11 protein-coding genes are annotated in these 15,934 nt (G+C 59.1%); 6 read left to right on the top strand and 5 right to left on the bottom strand.

Translation table 11 applies throughout. The annotated features are described in order from the left end of the window. The first annotated feature begins 4 nt into the window (after positions 1–4). Together VGU25_00770 and VGU25_00765 are read left to right on the top strand one after the other, a co-directional pair. The gene (locus VGU25_00770) at positions 5–433 is read left to right on the top strand and encodes a DUF3291 domain-containing protein (protein ID HEV2575714.1); all 429 of its coding nucleotides are present in this window, start codon (positions 5–7) and stop codon (positions 431–433) included. Between the two features lie 233 nt (positions 434–666). Further along, the gene (locus VGU25_00765) at positions 667–1,677 is read left to right on the top strand and encodes a VOC family protein (protein ID HEV2575713.1); all 1,011 of its coding nucleotides are present in this window, start codon (positions 667–669) and stop codon (positions 1,675–1,677) included. Here VGU25_00765 and VGU25_00760 read toward each other — a convergent pair. The 5 genes from VGU25_00760 to VGU25_00740 form a co-directional block, all read right to left on the bottom strand. Further along, complete coding sequence (locus tag VGU25_00760) at positions 1,613–2,284, bottom strand: TfuA-like protein (protein ID HEV2575712.1); 672 nt, start codon at positions 2,282–2,284, stop codon at positions 1,613–1,615. The genes VGU25_00765 and VGU25_00760 overlap by 65 nt on opposite strands. Next, the gene (locus VGU25_00755) at positions 2,277–3,545 is read right to left on the bottom strand and encodes a YcaO-like family protein (protein HEV2575711.1); all 1,269 of its coding nucleotides are present in this window, start codon (positions 3,543–3,545) and stop codon (positions 2,277–2,279) included. Before VGU25_00755 ends, VGU25_00760 begins: the two co-directional genes overlap by 8 nt. Before the next feature lie 282 nt (positions 3,546–3,827). Continuing rightward, positions 3,828–6,347: a protein kinase gene (locus tag VGU25_00750; protein HEV2575710.1), complete on the bottom strand. Its 2,520-nt coding sequence runs from the start codon at positions 6,345–6,347 to the stop codon at positions 3,828–3,830. A 221-nt stretch (positions 6,348–6,568) separates the two neighbouring features. After that, positions 6,569–7,018, bottom strand: a complete 450-nt coding sequence (locus VGU25_00745) for a hypothetical protein (GenBank protein HEV2575709.1) — start codon at positions 7,016–7,018, stop codon at positions 6,569–6,571. A gap of 93 nt (positions 7,019–7,111) precedes the next feature. Continuing rightward, positions 7,112–7,699: an ECF-type sigma factor gene (locus VGU25_00740; protein ID HEV2575708.1), complete on the bottom strand. Its 588-nt coding sequence runs from the start codon at positions 7,697–7,699 to the stop codon at positions 7,112–7,114. A gap of 142 nt (positions 7,700–7,841) precedes the next feature. Here VGU25_00740 and VGU25_00735 point away from each other — a divergent pair, with 142 nt between their 5' ends. The 4 genes from VGU25_00735 (at position 7,842) to VGU25_00720 (ending at position 15,928) form a co-directional block, all read left to right on the top strand. Then, the gene (locus VGU25_00735; protein HEV2575707.1) at positions 7,842–8,357 is read left to right on the top strand and encodes a hypothetical protein; all 516 of its coding nucleotides are present in this window, start codon (positions 7,842–7,844) and stop codon (positions 8,355–8,357) included. 560 nt (positions 8,358–8,917) lie between these two features. Beyond that, positions 8,918–12,793 (top strand): carboxypeptidase regulatory-like domain-containing protein, encoded by a 3,876-nt coding sequence (locus VGU25_00730; GenBank protein HEV2575706.1) that lies wholly within the window; start codon positions 8,918–8,920, stop codon positions 12,791–12,793. Between the two features lie 255 nt (positions 12,794–13,048). Beyond that, a complete protein-coding gene (locus VGU25_00725; GenBank protein ID HEV2575705.1) occupies positions 13,049–14,986 on the top strand; it encodes a tetratricopeptide repeat protein in 1,938 nt (645 codons plus the stop codon). A 285-nt stretch (positions 14,987–15,271) separates the two neighbouring features. Next, the gene (locus VGU25_00720) at positions 15,272–15,928 is read left to right on the top strand and encodes a CatA-like O-acetyltransferase (protein HEV2575704.1); all 657 of its coding nucleotides are present in this window, start codon (positions 15,272–15,274) and stop codon (positions 15,926–15,928) included. Positions 15,929–15,934: the final 6 nt, after the last annotated feature.

Raw genomic sequence — 15,934 nt, 5'->3', positions numbered from 1 at the left:
GACGATGAACTGGGTGAGCGTGACGCGGCTGAGGGTGCGATCGGTGAGGTTTCTGCCGGGATTTGCGTGGTATGCGTGGCGGTCGACGCAACAGGTGAAGCGCGCGGCGGGGTTTTTAGGTGGGGCGCTGCTGGGGGACAGGGAGTGGACGTTCTGGACGCTGACGGTGTGGGAGAGCCAGGCGGCGATGCGGGCGTTTATGACGGCGGGCGCGCACAAGCAGGCGATGGTGAAGCTGCTGGAATGGTGCGATGAGGCGTCGGTGGCGCACTGGGAGCAGGAAGGGGAGACGGTGGTGTCGTGGGAGGAGGCGGACCGAAGGATGCGTGCGACGGGAAGGGCGTCGAAGGTGCGGCATCCGAGTGAGAGGCATGCGGCGTTGCGGTATCGGGAGCCGCGGACGACGCGGGGGTCGGTGTTGCGGCGGGAGTAGGGATTGATCTTTGGTGGAAAGAGTTTGGTGGTTTTGGTGAAACGAGCAGCATCGGGGTCCTTCGACTGCGCAGCTCACTTTGTGAGCTAACTTCGCTCAGGATGACGGCATAAATTATTCCGCTCAGGATGACGGTACTTCGTTAGTTTCTTTAGTGCCGTGCGTGCGATGACAGTTGTTATTGGTTCGCTTAGGTTGGGTTCCAGGTTTTGAGAGATGTAAGTGAGGTAGGGATGGATTTGAGGTTGCGGAAGATTGGTGTTCGGGGCTGTAAGTTTGCGCTCGTTGTGGTGTGCGGTGTGGTTGGCGTGTGCGCGGGGGCGCAGCAGCAGGTGGAGAGGCCGCGGATTACGGGGATTTCGCATGTGGGGTATTTTGTGTCGGACCTGCCGAAGACGGTGGCGTTCTGGCATGAGCTTCTGGGCTTCGACGAGATGTATACGCTGCCGAAGAAGGACAGCGCGGATGTACGGATTGCGTTCATCAAGATTAATGATGCGCAGCATGTGGAGCTGTTCAATGAGGCGTCGACGATACCGCACAACTTTATGAGTCATGTGTGCTTCGCGGTTGATGACATCGAGAAGATGCGGGCGTTTCTGCGGTCGAAGGGATATGACGTGACGCCGGGCAATGGCGCGAAGACGATGGCCGGTGATTACGCGTTCGAGATCAAGGACCCGAACGGAATGTTGATTGAGTTTGTGCAGCGGCTGCCGAGTGGCAAGGAGATGCAGGCCGCGGGCAAGTTCATGCCGGAGTCGCGGATTTCACCGCGGATCTATCACGTGGGATACATGGTCGCCGATGCGGAGAAGACCGAGGAGTTTTACAAGATGCTTGGCTTCACGGAGACGTGGCGCGGAACGGCGAATCCGAAGGAGCTGAGCTGGATCAACATGAAGGTTCCGGATGGCGAGGATTATGTGGAGCTGATGCTGTATCGGTCGCTGAGTGACACGGGGTGGGGGACGAAGAACCATCTGTCGCTGGTGGTGCCGGACATGGAGAAGGCGGTGGCGGAGTTGGAGTCGCGGCCTTACTACAAGGTGTATGGGAAGCCGCTGGCGATCCATACGGGAGTGAATGGAAAGCGGCAGGTGAATTTGTACGATCCGGATGGAACGCGAGTAGAGCTTATGGAGCCGAACACGGTGACGGGGAAGGCAACGCCGTCGTCTACGGCGCCGCCGCCGCCACCGTCGGCACCGCCGTTCCAGGTTCCGGCGCGTCCGCAGCCTTGAGATCGCGGATGGTGTGGAGGAGTTCGAGGGCGTCGTCGCGCTTGGGGTCGGGTAAAGGAGTGTGCGCGAAGAAGTCGCGGAGTGGGGGGCAGAGAGCGTAAAGGGCGCGGTGTGAGCGGTCGGGGAAGTAGAGGGACTTCATGCGCAGGGTGAGGTCGAATTTTTCGCGCTCGGTGATGATGCTGGCGGCGGCGGCGAGCGAGAGCGCGGCGCGGAGATTGACGAGAGGATCGGAGAGTTTGCGGAAGGTTTCGCGCTCGTAGACGAGTGCGACTTCGTCGTCGGCATCGAGGATGCCGTCGCGATACATTGCGAAAATTTTGCCGACGCCGATGGTTCCGAGTTTCCAGGTCTCGGCGGCGCGAAGGGCTCCCATGCTGGAGGCTCCGCAGACGGTGACGCCGCGGCGGATGAGGGTGAGGACTTCTTTGGGAGAGACGGAGAGGCTTTGATAGAACTCGCCGTCGATGATGCCGACGAAGCGGATGTGGTCGGGAAGACGGGCGAGGTCTCCGCGGCAGATGGGAGGCAGGAAGTCGGCGTCGAGGATGGGCTCGGCGTCTGCACGCGCGAGTGTGGGGCCGAGGAAGATGGCGGTGTCATGCATATTTTTTCCAGAACTCCAGCGCGCGCGGGCCGAAGCGGCCGTGGTCCAGTGCCCAGTTTTCTATGCCGGGAACGATGACGCGAACGACGGAGTAGGTGGATTGGTCGGGAGTGAAGTCGACGACGATGACCTGGGTGAGGCCGGCGGCGGTGAAGCGGTCGAGGAGGAATTGAAGATCTTCTTCTATGGTGGCGAAGTGGTACGAAGCAATGTCGGCGAATTTGCGGAGATGTTTTGACGGGCCGAAGCACCAACTTTCGCGATTGATCACATCGACGCGGCGCGTGTGTGCGGAGAAGCGGCCGATAGCGGCGCCCGGAGGCGTGATGTCTTCGCGAACGGCCTGGATGTCAACGCAGCGCGACTGTGCGACCTCGAGCAGCGCGCGACGAACGGCGACTGCGGCGTTGGGGTGCGCGCCGAGGCCGCAGTGCGCCATGGGATGACCGGTGATGCTTTCATCGCAGACGGACGCGAAGAAGGCGGGGATGCCGAGCTCGGAGGTGATGTCGCGAACGACTGGGAAAAGGCCAGCATTCCAGAATTTGATGAGCAGATCATGTGCGCCGAGGTCGACGCACGGAAACATTTCGAGATCATCGGGACCGTTCTTTGCGTCGGGCCCGAGAGCGAAGGCGCGTCGGGCTCTGGGCATGAGATGAGCGCCGAGTTCTACGAAGGTCCAGGCATCGCGCTCGACGAGTTCGCAGAGTGCGTGACATGTGGCCTCCTCGCGGGAGTTGCCGGAGGCAAGACCGTTAGTGTCGGTGGTGGCAAAACTAGTTGGGTGCGGAACGTTGTGCCAGCTATAACCGGCCAGCTTGGCCGGGGCATACCATTGCTGCCCCGTGACAATGTCAACACCCTCGCACCATGAGTAGGTTTTCTCTTCGGAGTAGTCAGCGGCGAGTTCGCAATTGACGGAGCGCGGATTTAACACTGCGGCCGTATTGCTGAGATGTGCGTAGCTGTCCTCGACGAGAGGAAGGCGCACGTTCAGTGCGGTCTGACGCTCGATTGCCTCCATGAGCGCGCCGGCCCTGGCGTCGATGGGCCGTAATCCTTTGCCGTTGTACACAGAAATCAAGTCTTCAGAGTTGGGAACGACGGAGGAGTAAACCGGGATACCGACGCGGTCGAGACCTGTAATATCGGCGACCCGGGTTACTCCGAGCGACTCGGCAACTCCGGCGGCAAGGCAAACCGTCTCTGCTGCCGGCACGAATCGCTCGATACCGTCGACCTTAGCCAGGCGGTTCAACAAGATGGTCCTATGACCGCGATGACACAACCCGAACTGCCTCCTGGTACCTCGGATCCGACGAGCGCCTCGATGTCCTGCACTGTCACATCCGGGCCGAATGATCGGGCAGCCTGTTCAAGAGTTGGCAACGTCCGCTCGATCACCCTTTTCTGTGGTTCATTCAGCGAACGGTAGAACGCCATGAACTTCGAAAGAAAATCCCTAAGCTCCTTGTCTGTGAGGCCCAATCGCCTTAGCAATTCTTCGCGGGTTGTCATTGGCAGTAGTCCTTTCGGATTGTCATTGGAGGTTCATCTGTTGGAGGAGCGTTTGGAATTGTTGCTCACTACGTAGGGGAGCAACGAGGGGATCGACCTTGAGGAACAAGAGTGCGGGCTCTCTCCTGTTCAACGCAATCTGGAGCATTTCTATCGCCCTCTGGTGATTGCGCAGAGCTGTGAAGACTTGCGCCGTCACATAGGCGCACGGTTCGCCGGCGTGAACCTTTTCGGTCAGCCGCTGCACAATTTCTGTCGCCTTTGCTGTTTCGCCAGTGCTCGCGTAAGCAATCGCAAGAAGGCCATCTTTTGAATCGGCGTCCTCGGGAGCAGCCGGCATGGGACGCAGAAGCTCAATTGCCTGCCTGGCCTTTCCTTGCTGGACATAGTTTTCAGCCAATATTCCGATCGCGGGGTCGAACAAATGGGCTTCGTTGACGTGTGGCTGAAGCAGCCGGATGGATTCTGTTGTCCGGCCGGCAAAGCGCTCCATCATCGCGAGGCCAACGGTGGCGACGGGAGATTGCGGGTCGGCAGATTGCACGTATTTCAACTGAGCCCTGGCCTCTGCGTCTCGACCCTGCGGTGTCAGGAGATCGAGTGCATACCATGTATGCGCCTGCACATAGTTGGGATCGAGTTGAATGGCTCGTTTGTAATCGGCTTCGGCTCCGTCCCAGTCAAAGTTCAGACGTGTCCGGGCGAAGGCTCGCGAGGTGTAGGCCTCCGCTGATGTGCTGTCGATCTGGAGAGCATCCTGAGAGGTCTTGAAAGCATTTCTCAGAAGGGCAACGGAGGGTTCGACATCGTAGAAGGCGAGGAGGCTGTAGCAATCGGCGAGACCGGCGAGTGCGGGAGCGTAGTTGGGATCGGCGGTGACGGCGCGCTGGAATTCGGCGACGGCTTCGCGAAGGCTGTCATGGGTTCGGCTCCCGAGCAGGACACGGCCTTTGAAATAGGCGTCGTAGGCGGCGGGGTTGGTGGAGTATTGGCGCTTGAGGCGAGCGGTAGTTTCGGCGTCGAGCTGGATCTTGAGGTGATAGGCGACGTCGGTGGCGATCTCGTGCTGCATGTCGGCGAGGTTGGCGGTGGTGCCCTGGTAGGTCTGTCCCCAGAGTTGCTTGCCGGAGCGAACCTGGATGAGCTCGATGGGAATGAGGAGCTTGCCGTTGGAGGATTGGAAGGAGCCGGTGACGATGGAGCCGACGTGCATGTCGGAGCCTGCAGTGGCGGGGTCGGTGTCGCCGGTCTGGTAATGGCGAGCGACACTGCCGGCTGCGACCTGGAGCCCGGGCATGCTGGAGAGATCGTCGGTGAGGGCTTCGGTGATTCCTGCGCCGACATAGTCGAGATTGGGGTCGCCGGAGCGATTGACCAGCGGGAGAACGGCGAGTGACGTGGCAGGCGGGGCTGACCGGGCGCGATACCAGAGCGCGCCGGCGATGAGCAGAGCGATGGCGGCGGCGACCGCGAGCCAGAGGCGCGTGCGCGGCTGATGCGGCTTGAGGGCGAGAACGACTTCGTCGAGCGAGGGGAAGCGGTCGGCGGGTTTCTGTTCGAGACAGCGAAGGATGACACGCGACCAGCGCGGGCCTACGGATTTTCCGAGGGCTTTGGCGAGGCGGGCTTCGAGTTGAGCGCGGCCGGAGGTGACGTCTTTGTGTTTGGGGCGCGCCGCGGTGAGCATCTCGCAGAGGATGACGCCGAGGGCGTATTGATCGGCGAGGGCGGTGACGTCGGCGGTATGCACCTGCTCGGGCGCCATGAATTCGGGAGTGCCCTGGCCGCCGGCTTCGTGAAGGCCGCCTTCGCGATGGAGCACGTTTGTGGCGAGGCCGAAATCAGTGATGACGGCGCGGAGCTGGCCGGGCGCGCCGCTGACGAGCATGATGTTGCCGCATTTGAGGTCGCGGTGGATGACACCGTTGGCGTGCAGAGCATTGAGTCCGCTGACGAGTTGCTGGAGGAGATCGAAAGCTTGTGCGGGGTCAACCGGGCCGACGTGCTGGATTTGTTCGCTGAGCGTGAAGCCGTCGAGGAACTCCATGCTGAGGAACCAGACTTTGGTTTCGGAGTTCGATGTATCGCAGTAGAGCTCGTGGATGCGGCAGACGTTTGGGTGAGAGATGGCGCGGGCCTGCTTGACTTCGCGGCGGAAGCGATCAATGACTGAGGGGCTTTGCGCGAGCTCGGGGCGGATGGTCTTGATGGCGACTCGCTCGCGGAGCTCGGTGTCCCATGCCTCGTAGACCTCGCCCATGCCGCCGCCTGCGATGAAGCGATGAATCTGAAACCTGCCGGCGACGGTTGATCCGGCCTCAAAGGTTAAGGGTGGTTCTTGTGACGAGGTGTCTGAGGGCGATAGAAAGGGGAATTCGAGGAAGTCTCCGGCGCGCTCGTCGGCGAGGAGAAGCATTCTTACGAGCTCGCGGACCTGGGGCGAATCCGGGCAGGCGGAATCCAGATACGCGCTGCGTTCTTCGCGCGGGCGGGCGAGAGCTGCCTCGAAGAGGTCTTCGACGAATTTCTGGGAGTCGGCCATTGTTTCCATCCAGCCCTCTGGCAGATGCGAAACGAACGTTTGACCTTAACAATCAGTGCTGCAGGTAATGCGGACAATGATTACACAAGCGCCATGCGATTTCCACCTGTAAAGGTTTTGGTTTCATGAGTTCACAAAAAGATTGAGCAGGAAGCTCGAAGGTTTGCGTGCTTCCTGCTCATCACCAGATGACGAAATTGTTTGTGAAGGCTGTGAGCTTGTTACGGAAGGCGCAGCAGCGCGATTTCCACGTTAGAAGCCTTCTTTGTGACCGACGCGAGTTCCGACCTCTTCGCCTGCTTCTCAGCCTTCGACTCCGCGGTTTCCAGATAAGTGTTGTCTTCGGCGTTGAACCAGACCTGGCGAAGAAAGTATTGGTCGCCATATCTGTCGAATACGATCTTGCTGGTCCTGGTTGCCTTGTTGCTTTGTCCGTCGTGGGTCATCAGCAGAGCGCCGTCTGTGCTGTTGCGGATTTCGACGATGTCGGACAGTGGGCGGCTGATGGTGTACTTGCCGGGAGCGAGATGCTTGGAGCCAAGCTCAAAGCCAAACGGCACGTTGACCGTCATGGTGTGAGGCTCGCCCTGTGCGTGCGCGGGCAGTGAAACGCAACCAGCAACGAGGCTCGCGACGACGAAGATTGTGCGGAAGATCGAAAGGTTTTTCATGGTGGTTCTCCTTTTTCTGGGGGCGGGCTTATCTGCCCTCACCTCCAAATGCGCAGCGCGTGCGCAAAAGGGGCCACCTTTGAAGAATTATTTTTATTCGCCGGGTTGGGCGCGCGGGCTGCCCGGCTTCAACTCTTCGTAGAGCCAGATTCGGGCGAGAGCCCAGTCGCGCTTAACGGAGCGTGGAGCGATGCCGATGATGGCACCAATCTGCTCCATGGAGAGGCCGCCGAAATATCGGAGCTCGACGACCTTGGCCTGGCGGGGATTTTTCTTCTCGAGTCTTTGGAGCGCTTCATCGAGCATCGAGACTTCATCGAGACGCTCGGGAGAGATGGCGAACTGATCCTGCAGCTCGACGCGTTCCATCTTTCCGCCGCGCTGATCGGTGTTGCGGGAGCGCGCGTAGTCGACGAGGACTCGGCGCATGACGTGGGCGGCGAAGCCGACGAAGTGGGCGCGATCGTTCCAGTCGACGTCCTGCTGGACTAGGCGGAGATAGGCTTCATTGATCAGGGCGGTCGGTTGCAGGGTGTGGTCGGGGCGCTCGCGGCGCATGCAGGCGTTCGCAATGCGATGCAGCTCTGCGTAGACGAGCGGGAGGAGTTGCTCGGCCGCTGCAGCGTCGCCAGCATGCATGGCTTTGAGGAGCCGGGTAGTTTGACCTCGATCGTCGTCCATGAGAAGACCTGGGGGTGGGCCGCGTGAGGAACGGAGCCATTCTAGTCCTACGGACGGAGCGATGTGATGGGGAATCATGCTAGAAAGGCTGGGTTGGACGTATGGGCCGGGTTGATGAGATCAGCGGGAACGGAGAGCGAATATGAGGAGAGCACCGATTGTTTTTCTTCTGCTGTTGCTGTTCATGCCGGTGAGGTGGGCGGGAGCGCAGCAGGCGGATCAACAGGCCGGTTTGCTAAGCCCAACGCAGCTTCAGGCGGTGTTTCCTGCGACGGTCTATTTCAGTGGACAGATGACGACGGTGCAGCTGCGCAACACGGGTGGAGTGCGCTGGCGCGAAGGGAAACAGACGCTGTTCGGAATGGTGGATGCGGGGGGCTACTCCAGCGGGATGCGGGAGCGGTACCAGTTCTACATTTTGACTGACGTGCCGGTGGAGATTGGTGGGAAGCGTCTGCCGGCGGGCGCGTATGGCGCGGGATTTCTCGGCGACCGGGGGTTTGAGGTGATGGATCTCGGGGGCACGGAGCTGTTCCATGCGGCTGTTCAGCACGACGCTGGAATGCAGCGGCCGCGGCCTTTGCAGGTGATGGCGACGGCGGGCGGGCACTATCGCCTGTATCTCGGGCGCGACTATGTGGAGTTGTCCGGCCAATAGCGCTGGGGTATGGATTTCGATCTCGTCGGTACGTTTCTGAAGGGGCAAGGCAGGCTGGGGAGCGGCCCGTCCGGCGAATGCCTCTGTGCGCTCGCAGCGCGGGTGGTTGAGGATTGCTAGATTCTGTAGCGGTATCAAAAAACAAACTAGTGGTTTTTATACGGATTCACATGCGAGCCGGCATGGCGGATTCCGTATTTATTATTTTCAAGAAAGAAATCCTGTTAACACGGAACCCCAGCTTGTAAGGGGGGTGAAACTGCCCGTGATTTGCAGGGTTTTTCACTTCAATGCGGCTTTCTGAAACGGTTTTGTCGTGGAGCGTTCGACGGTGGAAGGGGAGCGCTGCGCTGGGGCAGAGCTGACGGGGTGGCCGGCCCGCCGGCCGGAAGTGATCATTGCGAATTGCAAGATTCTTTGTTGACAAGTACGAAATTGGCTGACTATAGTTCCGGTCGCCTAAGAAATCCGGGGTTCGCAAAGCTCGAAAAACGGAAAAGGTCAGGGCCCTGTTTCATCCCCCTATCGATTTTTGAAGGGAAACTTCAGGAGGCATACCCATGATCAGTGCAGCGCGCATTCATGGTGGATTGAGAACGAAGTGGAATCTGGGACGACTCAGCCGGGCGGGTGGATGGCTCGTGTTCGGAGTGGTGTTGTTCCTTGTTTCGGGACGTTTGAGCTATGCGCAGACCACGGCACAGTTGACGGGAACAGTCGCCGACGCGTCCGGCGCTGTGATCCCAGGGGCGGACGTTACGCTCACCGATCAGGCGACCGGTCTGTCGCGCAGCCTGAAGACGAACAGCGCCGGTCTGTTCGCGTTTCCCGCGCTCACACCTGGCGTGTACAAGGTGAGGGCGACTGCGAATGGATTCCAGTCCAAAGAGGTCACGGGCATCGTTCTCCACGCAGGAGACGTGGGCGCCGTGCCAACGATGACGTTGGCGGTCGGCGCGCAGGACACTACTGTCTCCGTCGAAGCTGCGAGCGAGATGATCGCCACTGACACTGGCGCCCGCTCTGACTACCTCGACTCCAAACAGATCGAGAACCTTGCGCTACAGGGACGCGATGTTACCGAGCTGCTGAAGGTGCTTCCGGGCGCAACAACCATGTCGGGCGGCCTTACGCAGACTTCTCCCTCGTACAGCGACCTGAATGTCACGGTGCAGCAGAGTGCCGTGGGCTCCGGCATCAACATCAATGGCGCCGTCAACCGCGGTGGCACCGCACTGCTTTCCGACGGAGCCAATGTCATCGATCCCGGCGACATGGCCTCGTCGCTCACCATCATCAACCCTGAGATGACTGCCGAGGTCACTGTGCAGGCCTCAGCTTTTGGCGCCGACACCGCGTTCGGCCCGGTCGTGGTTTCGACCATCAGCAAATCCGGCGGCGACAAGGACCACGGCGAAGCCTACTTTGACGCTCGCAATAGTGTGCTCAACGCCAACGACTGGCAGGATAACCACCAAGGCGTCCCGCAGGGACCGCAGCACTACTACTACCCCGGAGGCAACTTCGGCGGGCCAGTTCCCTTCACCCACAAGCATTTCTTCTTCTGGGGCGGGTATGAGCGGCTCCTCCAGAACCAGGGCAATGCGAACAAACTCACGTCCTACATCCCGACACCGGAGATGATGGCGGGCGACTTCTCGACGGACAATCCTGACAACCTGGCGCTCTGCCCGAACGGCTTCTTCCCCACGCCAACCTCCAGCTATCCGCAGGGTCCCTGGTGCAGCGATCTCGGTGGCACCATCTATCCTGACGGCAGCCATGCCGTTGCGTCCAGCGCGCTGGCAGCCTACGGGAGCGGCGGCGGAGACGTAGGCCAGAAGATTCCGTCCCAGTTCGTCGACCCGGGTGCTGCTGCGCTTGCGAAGATCTGGCCCAAGGCGAACGCCAACCCGGCCACCAGCCCGGGCGGCGTCAACTACTATCAGCCGATCGTCAACATTAATAATGGCTGGCTGTATCGAGTTCGTCTCGACTACCAGCTCGGCGAAAACACGAAGATCTATGGCACGTACTCGCAGGCGTATAACTCTGACCTTGCTTCGGGCAACGGCGCCCATCTTTACTGGACTCCAGGCAACGCCATCCCGTATCCGGGCGGCGGCGAAACGCAGTCCTTCGACGGCAAGACCATCGCCGGACACTTCGTCCACAGCTTCAGCGCCTCAGCGACTAACGACCTGATGGCCGCATGGGCTTACGGCAGCTTCCCGTTCGTTCAACCGAATCCGGCAGCCGCGTCTCGCGCCAATCTGGGATACACGTATGGGAAGATCTACCAGACCTCGTCCATCGCGATTCCCGCCTATAGCAGCGCTGGAAACGAGACTTTCCCTGACTTCTCGCAGGCATCAATCTTCGAGAACCCTCCGGGCAAGTACGCGGTCAAGAAGCAGGCTCCGCAGTTCGCTGACACCTTCACCAAGGTGTGGGGCAAACACACCGTCAAGTTCGGAGCCTTCGCGCAGAACACCGACAACTACCAGAGCACCTTCTCTACGTATCAGGATGGCAATCTCTCGTTCGGTGGCCAGAATCCGGACGTGATCACCGGCAACCTGATCGGCTCGCCACACAACCCCACCGCCAACTTCGTGATGGGCATCGCCTCCAATTACAGCGAAAACAATGCTTCACCGATCGCTGATACGGCCTATCAATCCAATGCACTGTTCGTGCAGGACCACTGGAGGACGACAAGCCGGCTGACACTCGATCTCGGTCTCCGTTTCGAGCACGACACGCACTGGTACGACCGTGGAGGCATCGGTATGGCTGTTTTCTATCCTGACCGCGTGCTCTCCGACTACAATTCCGGCAAATACGCGCCGGGCTTCTACTGGCATGCTATCGATGAGGGCGTTCCTCTAAGTGGACAGCCAAACCGACCGGTTTATGTTAATCCGCGTTTCGGAGTGGCGTATGATCTGCAGGGCAACGGCAACACTGTTCTCCGCGGCGGCATTGGCTATTACCGCTGGGTGACACAGACCAACGACGTAGCGGCGGCCCTGGTTACTGCCCAGCACGTGCTCGGTTATAACCTGCCAGGCGGCAAGGACGTGATGCTATCGGAGATCAGCAAGCTCGCGCCGCCGAACGCCTCGGCTCCGCCGGTTGGTATTCCTTGCTCTCACAACCAGCCGGCAACCTGCTCCGGCTCCCAGACCGGTCTTGATCCCAGCGATTATAGCCAGCCCATCTCGATGTCCTACAACCTGACGATTGACCGCCGGTTGAAGTGGAACTCGCTTCTGGAGATCGGTTACGTCGGCAGCCAGACTCACCAGCTCTCCGATAACAGCGAAGGCATTGAAGGCAGCAACTTCTCTGCTCTCGCTGACCAGAACAAGACTCCCATCGGCGCGCTGTTCAACCCGGACCCGTACACCGGCATCACCGCCACGAATCCGGAGAACGTCACCAAGAATCCGACTCCTGGTACGTGCACCATCGATTCCGTTACCAAAGTCGCAACTGGGTGCTATATCGCGACCAACAACCAGCTCGGTGACTATCACCCGTACGGTTATGCCTACGGAACCAATAACGTGTACATGAATCAGGGGCTGGACTACACCAACTACAACGCGTTGCAGGTCTCCTGGTCGAAGAACACGGGACACCTTGGCTACAACATCAACGGAACCTGGTCGAAGACCCTGGCGACCAGTCTTCAGGAGAATCCGTATAACGTTCGCCTGAACTACGGACCGGCGTCTGTGGACCGGCCCTTCGTTTTCAACGCCAGCTACTTCTACTCCACCGGAAAGATCCACGCCTTCAATGAGTTCATCAACGGGACTCTGGGCGGCTGGACCATCTCTGGTATCTCGACCTGGCAGGCGGGCGGCTATATTCCGTCCTTCCTCGGCAACGGAGTTCCGAACTTCGGGCTCGGGCTCACCTACGTCAATCAGCCCGTGGACGCCAACGGAAACTCCCTCACAGCCGCAGAAGGCGTCGGTACCGGGATCGGCTCCGCCACTTACTTTGGTACCGATGCTCCATTGCCCATCATGCCTGTCCTCACCTGCAATCCAACGCAAAACCTGAAGACCTACCAGCGCGTCAACGGCAACTGCTTCAACGCGCCGGCGATCGGTCAGCAGGGCGGACAGAACTACCCGTACATGAGCATGGCCGCGTACTTCAACAACGACCTTGCGCTGTATAGGTCGTTCGCAATCCACGAGAATAACCAGATCCAGTTCCGGATCAGCGCGTTCAACTGGATTAACCATCCGCTGCCGCAGTACAGCACGCTTACGCCGCTCACGCTGTTGTACAAGGTCGACTACGCATCGAAGGCAATCACGAAGAACTATGACACCACCAAGTTCGGCGTGATGGACACCAAGTCTCAGGCTCCGTACCAGCGGATTATCGAATTGAATGTGAAGTATTTCTTCTAGCAGCCTCCTCCAACGGAAGGTGAGGGTAATCGCTCACCTTCCGTATTTTCTTTCGCATGCATGATGGTTCAGCAGGGGTTCGAGAATAGAAGTGTGCCTGATGCGATAGGATTTCAGATCGAGGGCGGTATGCCATCGAACCGGGACTCTATCCTGTGTCTCCGAGCATGGCTTGCGTGTGTGTGTCTTGCGCTGATCTTTGCTGCAGATTTTTTGGGGCAGACTGGCGAGCCGGACTCGGGCAAGCAGCAAAGCTTGCAGACACGATTTGATCAAGCGCAGGCGTTTCAACGAGCCGGCAGGCTGACTGAGGCCGCGGATCAATACAGGGCGTTTCTTGGTGACGCACTCGGCGAACTGGCGGTTGGGTACGCGATGGTGCCTGATTACGCGCGTGCCGCGCCGATGTTTGACGAGGCCCGTGCGCTCGAGCCGAACTCTCCCACATTACTTCTGGACTACGCGCGCGCGGCGTTGAAGTCCGGCGATTTTGTTCACGCGAGGACGCTGGCGTCGGAGTTCGTGGAGAAGTATCCAGAGAATCGTGCGCGGCTTGCAGAGGCGCACCAGCTGCTTGGGCGCGCCCTGCTGAAGCTGAATCTGGATCAGCAGGCGCGGAAGGAGTTGGAGACGGCGGTGGCGCTCGATCCAACCTTCGCGAACGGCTATGACCTGGCGGTCGCGTGTCTTGATCTCGATGACGAAAAATGTGCGGTGCAGATTTTCGACGAGATGGAGCGGTCGTTCGGGGATACGGCGGAGATTCATCTGGCGTTCGGGCGCGCGTATGGCGATTCGGACTTTCAGCCGAGAGCGGTTGCGGAATTCCGACGAGCGATCGAGGAGAACCCGCGTCTGCCGGGAGCGCATTATTTGCTGGCTGCGGTGTTGCTTGCAACGGGAAATGAAAACGATCCTCTGGGTAGCGCAGAGGCGGAACTAAATAAAGAGTTAGTTAATTCTCCTCGGGATCCTGTGACTTATGCGGCACTGGGAAAGATTGCTGTAACTCGGGGAAATTACGCTGAGGCGGAGGGATATCTGAAGAAGTCAATCTCGCTTGATCCGCAAAGTCCCGACGCTTATCTGTATCTGGGGCAAATGTACTTTGACACGAATCGCCTGGATGAGGCGGAGGGTGCGCTACGGAAAAGCATTGCTCTAACGACAGATATTTCGCGGAATCGATACCAGGTGCAGAAGGCCCATTATGTGCTGGGAAGAATTCTGATGAAGAAGGGAGAGCGGGACGCGGCGCATGCGGAGATGCTGATTGAGCGAGACCTGGCCGACAGAACTCTGGCGCAGGACAAGAGCAAGCTCTCGGGACTGATGGATACAGCGGGAGCAGAGGACACATCTGCGGCTGCATCAGCGGTTGTGACCGCGGGAAGAGAAGATCAGGCCGCGCTGCGGAGGGTCGAAGCAATGCGGGAGAAGGTGAAACCTGCGGTGGCTGATAGTTACAACAATTTAGGTGCTATCGCCGCGACGAACAATGATTATTCCTCCGCGTCGACTTACTTTGAGCGCGCATCGGAGTGGGACCCATCGCTTGAGGGGCTCGACTATAACTGGGGACGAGCGGCGTTTGCAGGGGGCCAGTATGCTACTGCGATTGCGCCGCTGTCGCGTTATGTCAAATCGCACCCGGATGATGTTGGCGGAAGGAGTGTGCTGGGTCTAAGTCAATTTTTGTCCGGCAAGTATCCCGACTGTGTTGAGACGCTGAAGCCAGTAATGCAGCGGACAGATCTTGCGGTGCAGGTGGAATATGCGTATGCGGAGTCGCTTGTGGAGAGTGGAGAGATTGGTGCGGGCACAGAAAGGCTGCTCGCGATCGAGCGAGCCCACTCCGATGTTGTGGATGTTCATCGCGCGTTAGGAGAGGCATTTGATCGGCAAGGAGATTCCAGGCGCGCGGTTGAGGAGCTTGCGGCTGCGATTAAGCTAAGTCCGCAGGATGGCGAGGCGCACTATGATCTCGGCAGAATAGAGCTGGCTGGGGGCAATTCGGCGCAGGCGATTCCGGAGCTTGAGGCCGCGGTGCGGCTGTCGCCGAATAATAAAGAGTTTCATCACGCGCTGGCGGAAGCTTATACCGCGGCTCATCGGACGGCTGATGCAGAGAAACAACTGCAGATGTATGCCGCACTCAGCGGAAGCGCGGCGGCGACGGCTAAACGGCCGTGACTGCTGAACAGATTACTGCTTCTTGGAGGGGCGAATGCGCTCGGGTGGAACGATCCCCTGACCTTCGAGTACGGAGTAGAAGCTGTCGGCGGATAAATTGTTGAGCTTGTCGATCTTTCCGGAAGGCCAGAGAGTTCTCCGACGGTCGCTATGATACTGCCGACCTCGTTGGGTGTCGGTTGTGTGCCTCTGGCGGCAGCGAAGGTAGACTGTGTGAGAGCTTCCCTGGCCGCGTTACATTCGGGCTTCAGGAGTTCGCTCTACGCTGAATGTTCTTCGTGACGGATGAAACAGACACTCACGACCGATGCGATCAAGATTGATTTGGAGACGTGGGAGCGGCGGCCGCTCTTCGAATTCTTCAATAACTTCAGCGAACCCTATCATGGCGTTTGCTTACGCATCGATTGCACGGAGACATTCCGGTACGCCAAAGATCACGGGCGGTCTGTGTTCCTCTCGCTTATGCATCGATCGTTGGTGGCAGCTCAGCAGGTTGAGAACTTCAAAACGCGGGTAGTCGATGGTTCAGTTTGGATCTACGACGTGATTCATGGTGGGAGTGCGGTGGGACGGCCCAATGGAACGATCGGATTCGCTCATCATCCCTATTACCAGGATCTGATCGAATTTGTGAGTGAGTCTTCTGCGGCGATAGATCGAGTTAAGAGCAGACGTGATCTCGAGCGTTATCCGGAGCAGAACCTGATCCGTTATTCGGTTCTGCCATGGTTCGACTTTACGTCGATCTCGCATGCGACGGACGTCGTCCGGCGCGACTCGGCGCCGAAGATTACTTTCGGGAAGATCACGGAAGCTGGTGGCCGCTGCACGATGCCTGTTTCGATTCACGTACACCACGGACTAGTGGATGGCTCTCATGTGGCTGAGTTTGTGGAGCATTTCGAGCGCTGTCTCGCGACGCCGATCTCGCCGGCGTGATGAAGA

It is taken from the genome of Acidobacteriaceae bacterium (assembly GCA_035944135.1).
Taxonomy (GTDB): Bacteria; Acidobacteriota; Terriglobia; order Terriglobales; family Acidobacteriaceae; genus Granulicella.
This window is presented reverse-complemented; position numbering and strand designations above follow the sequence as displayed.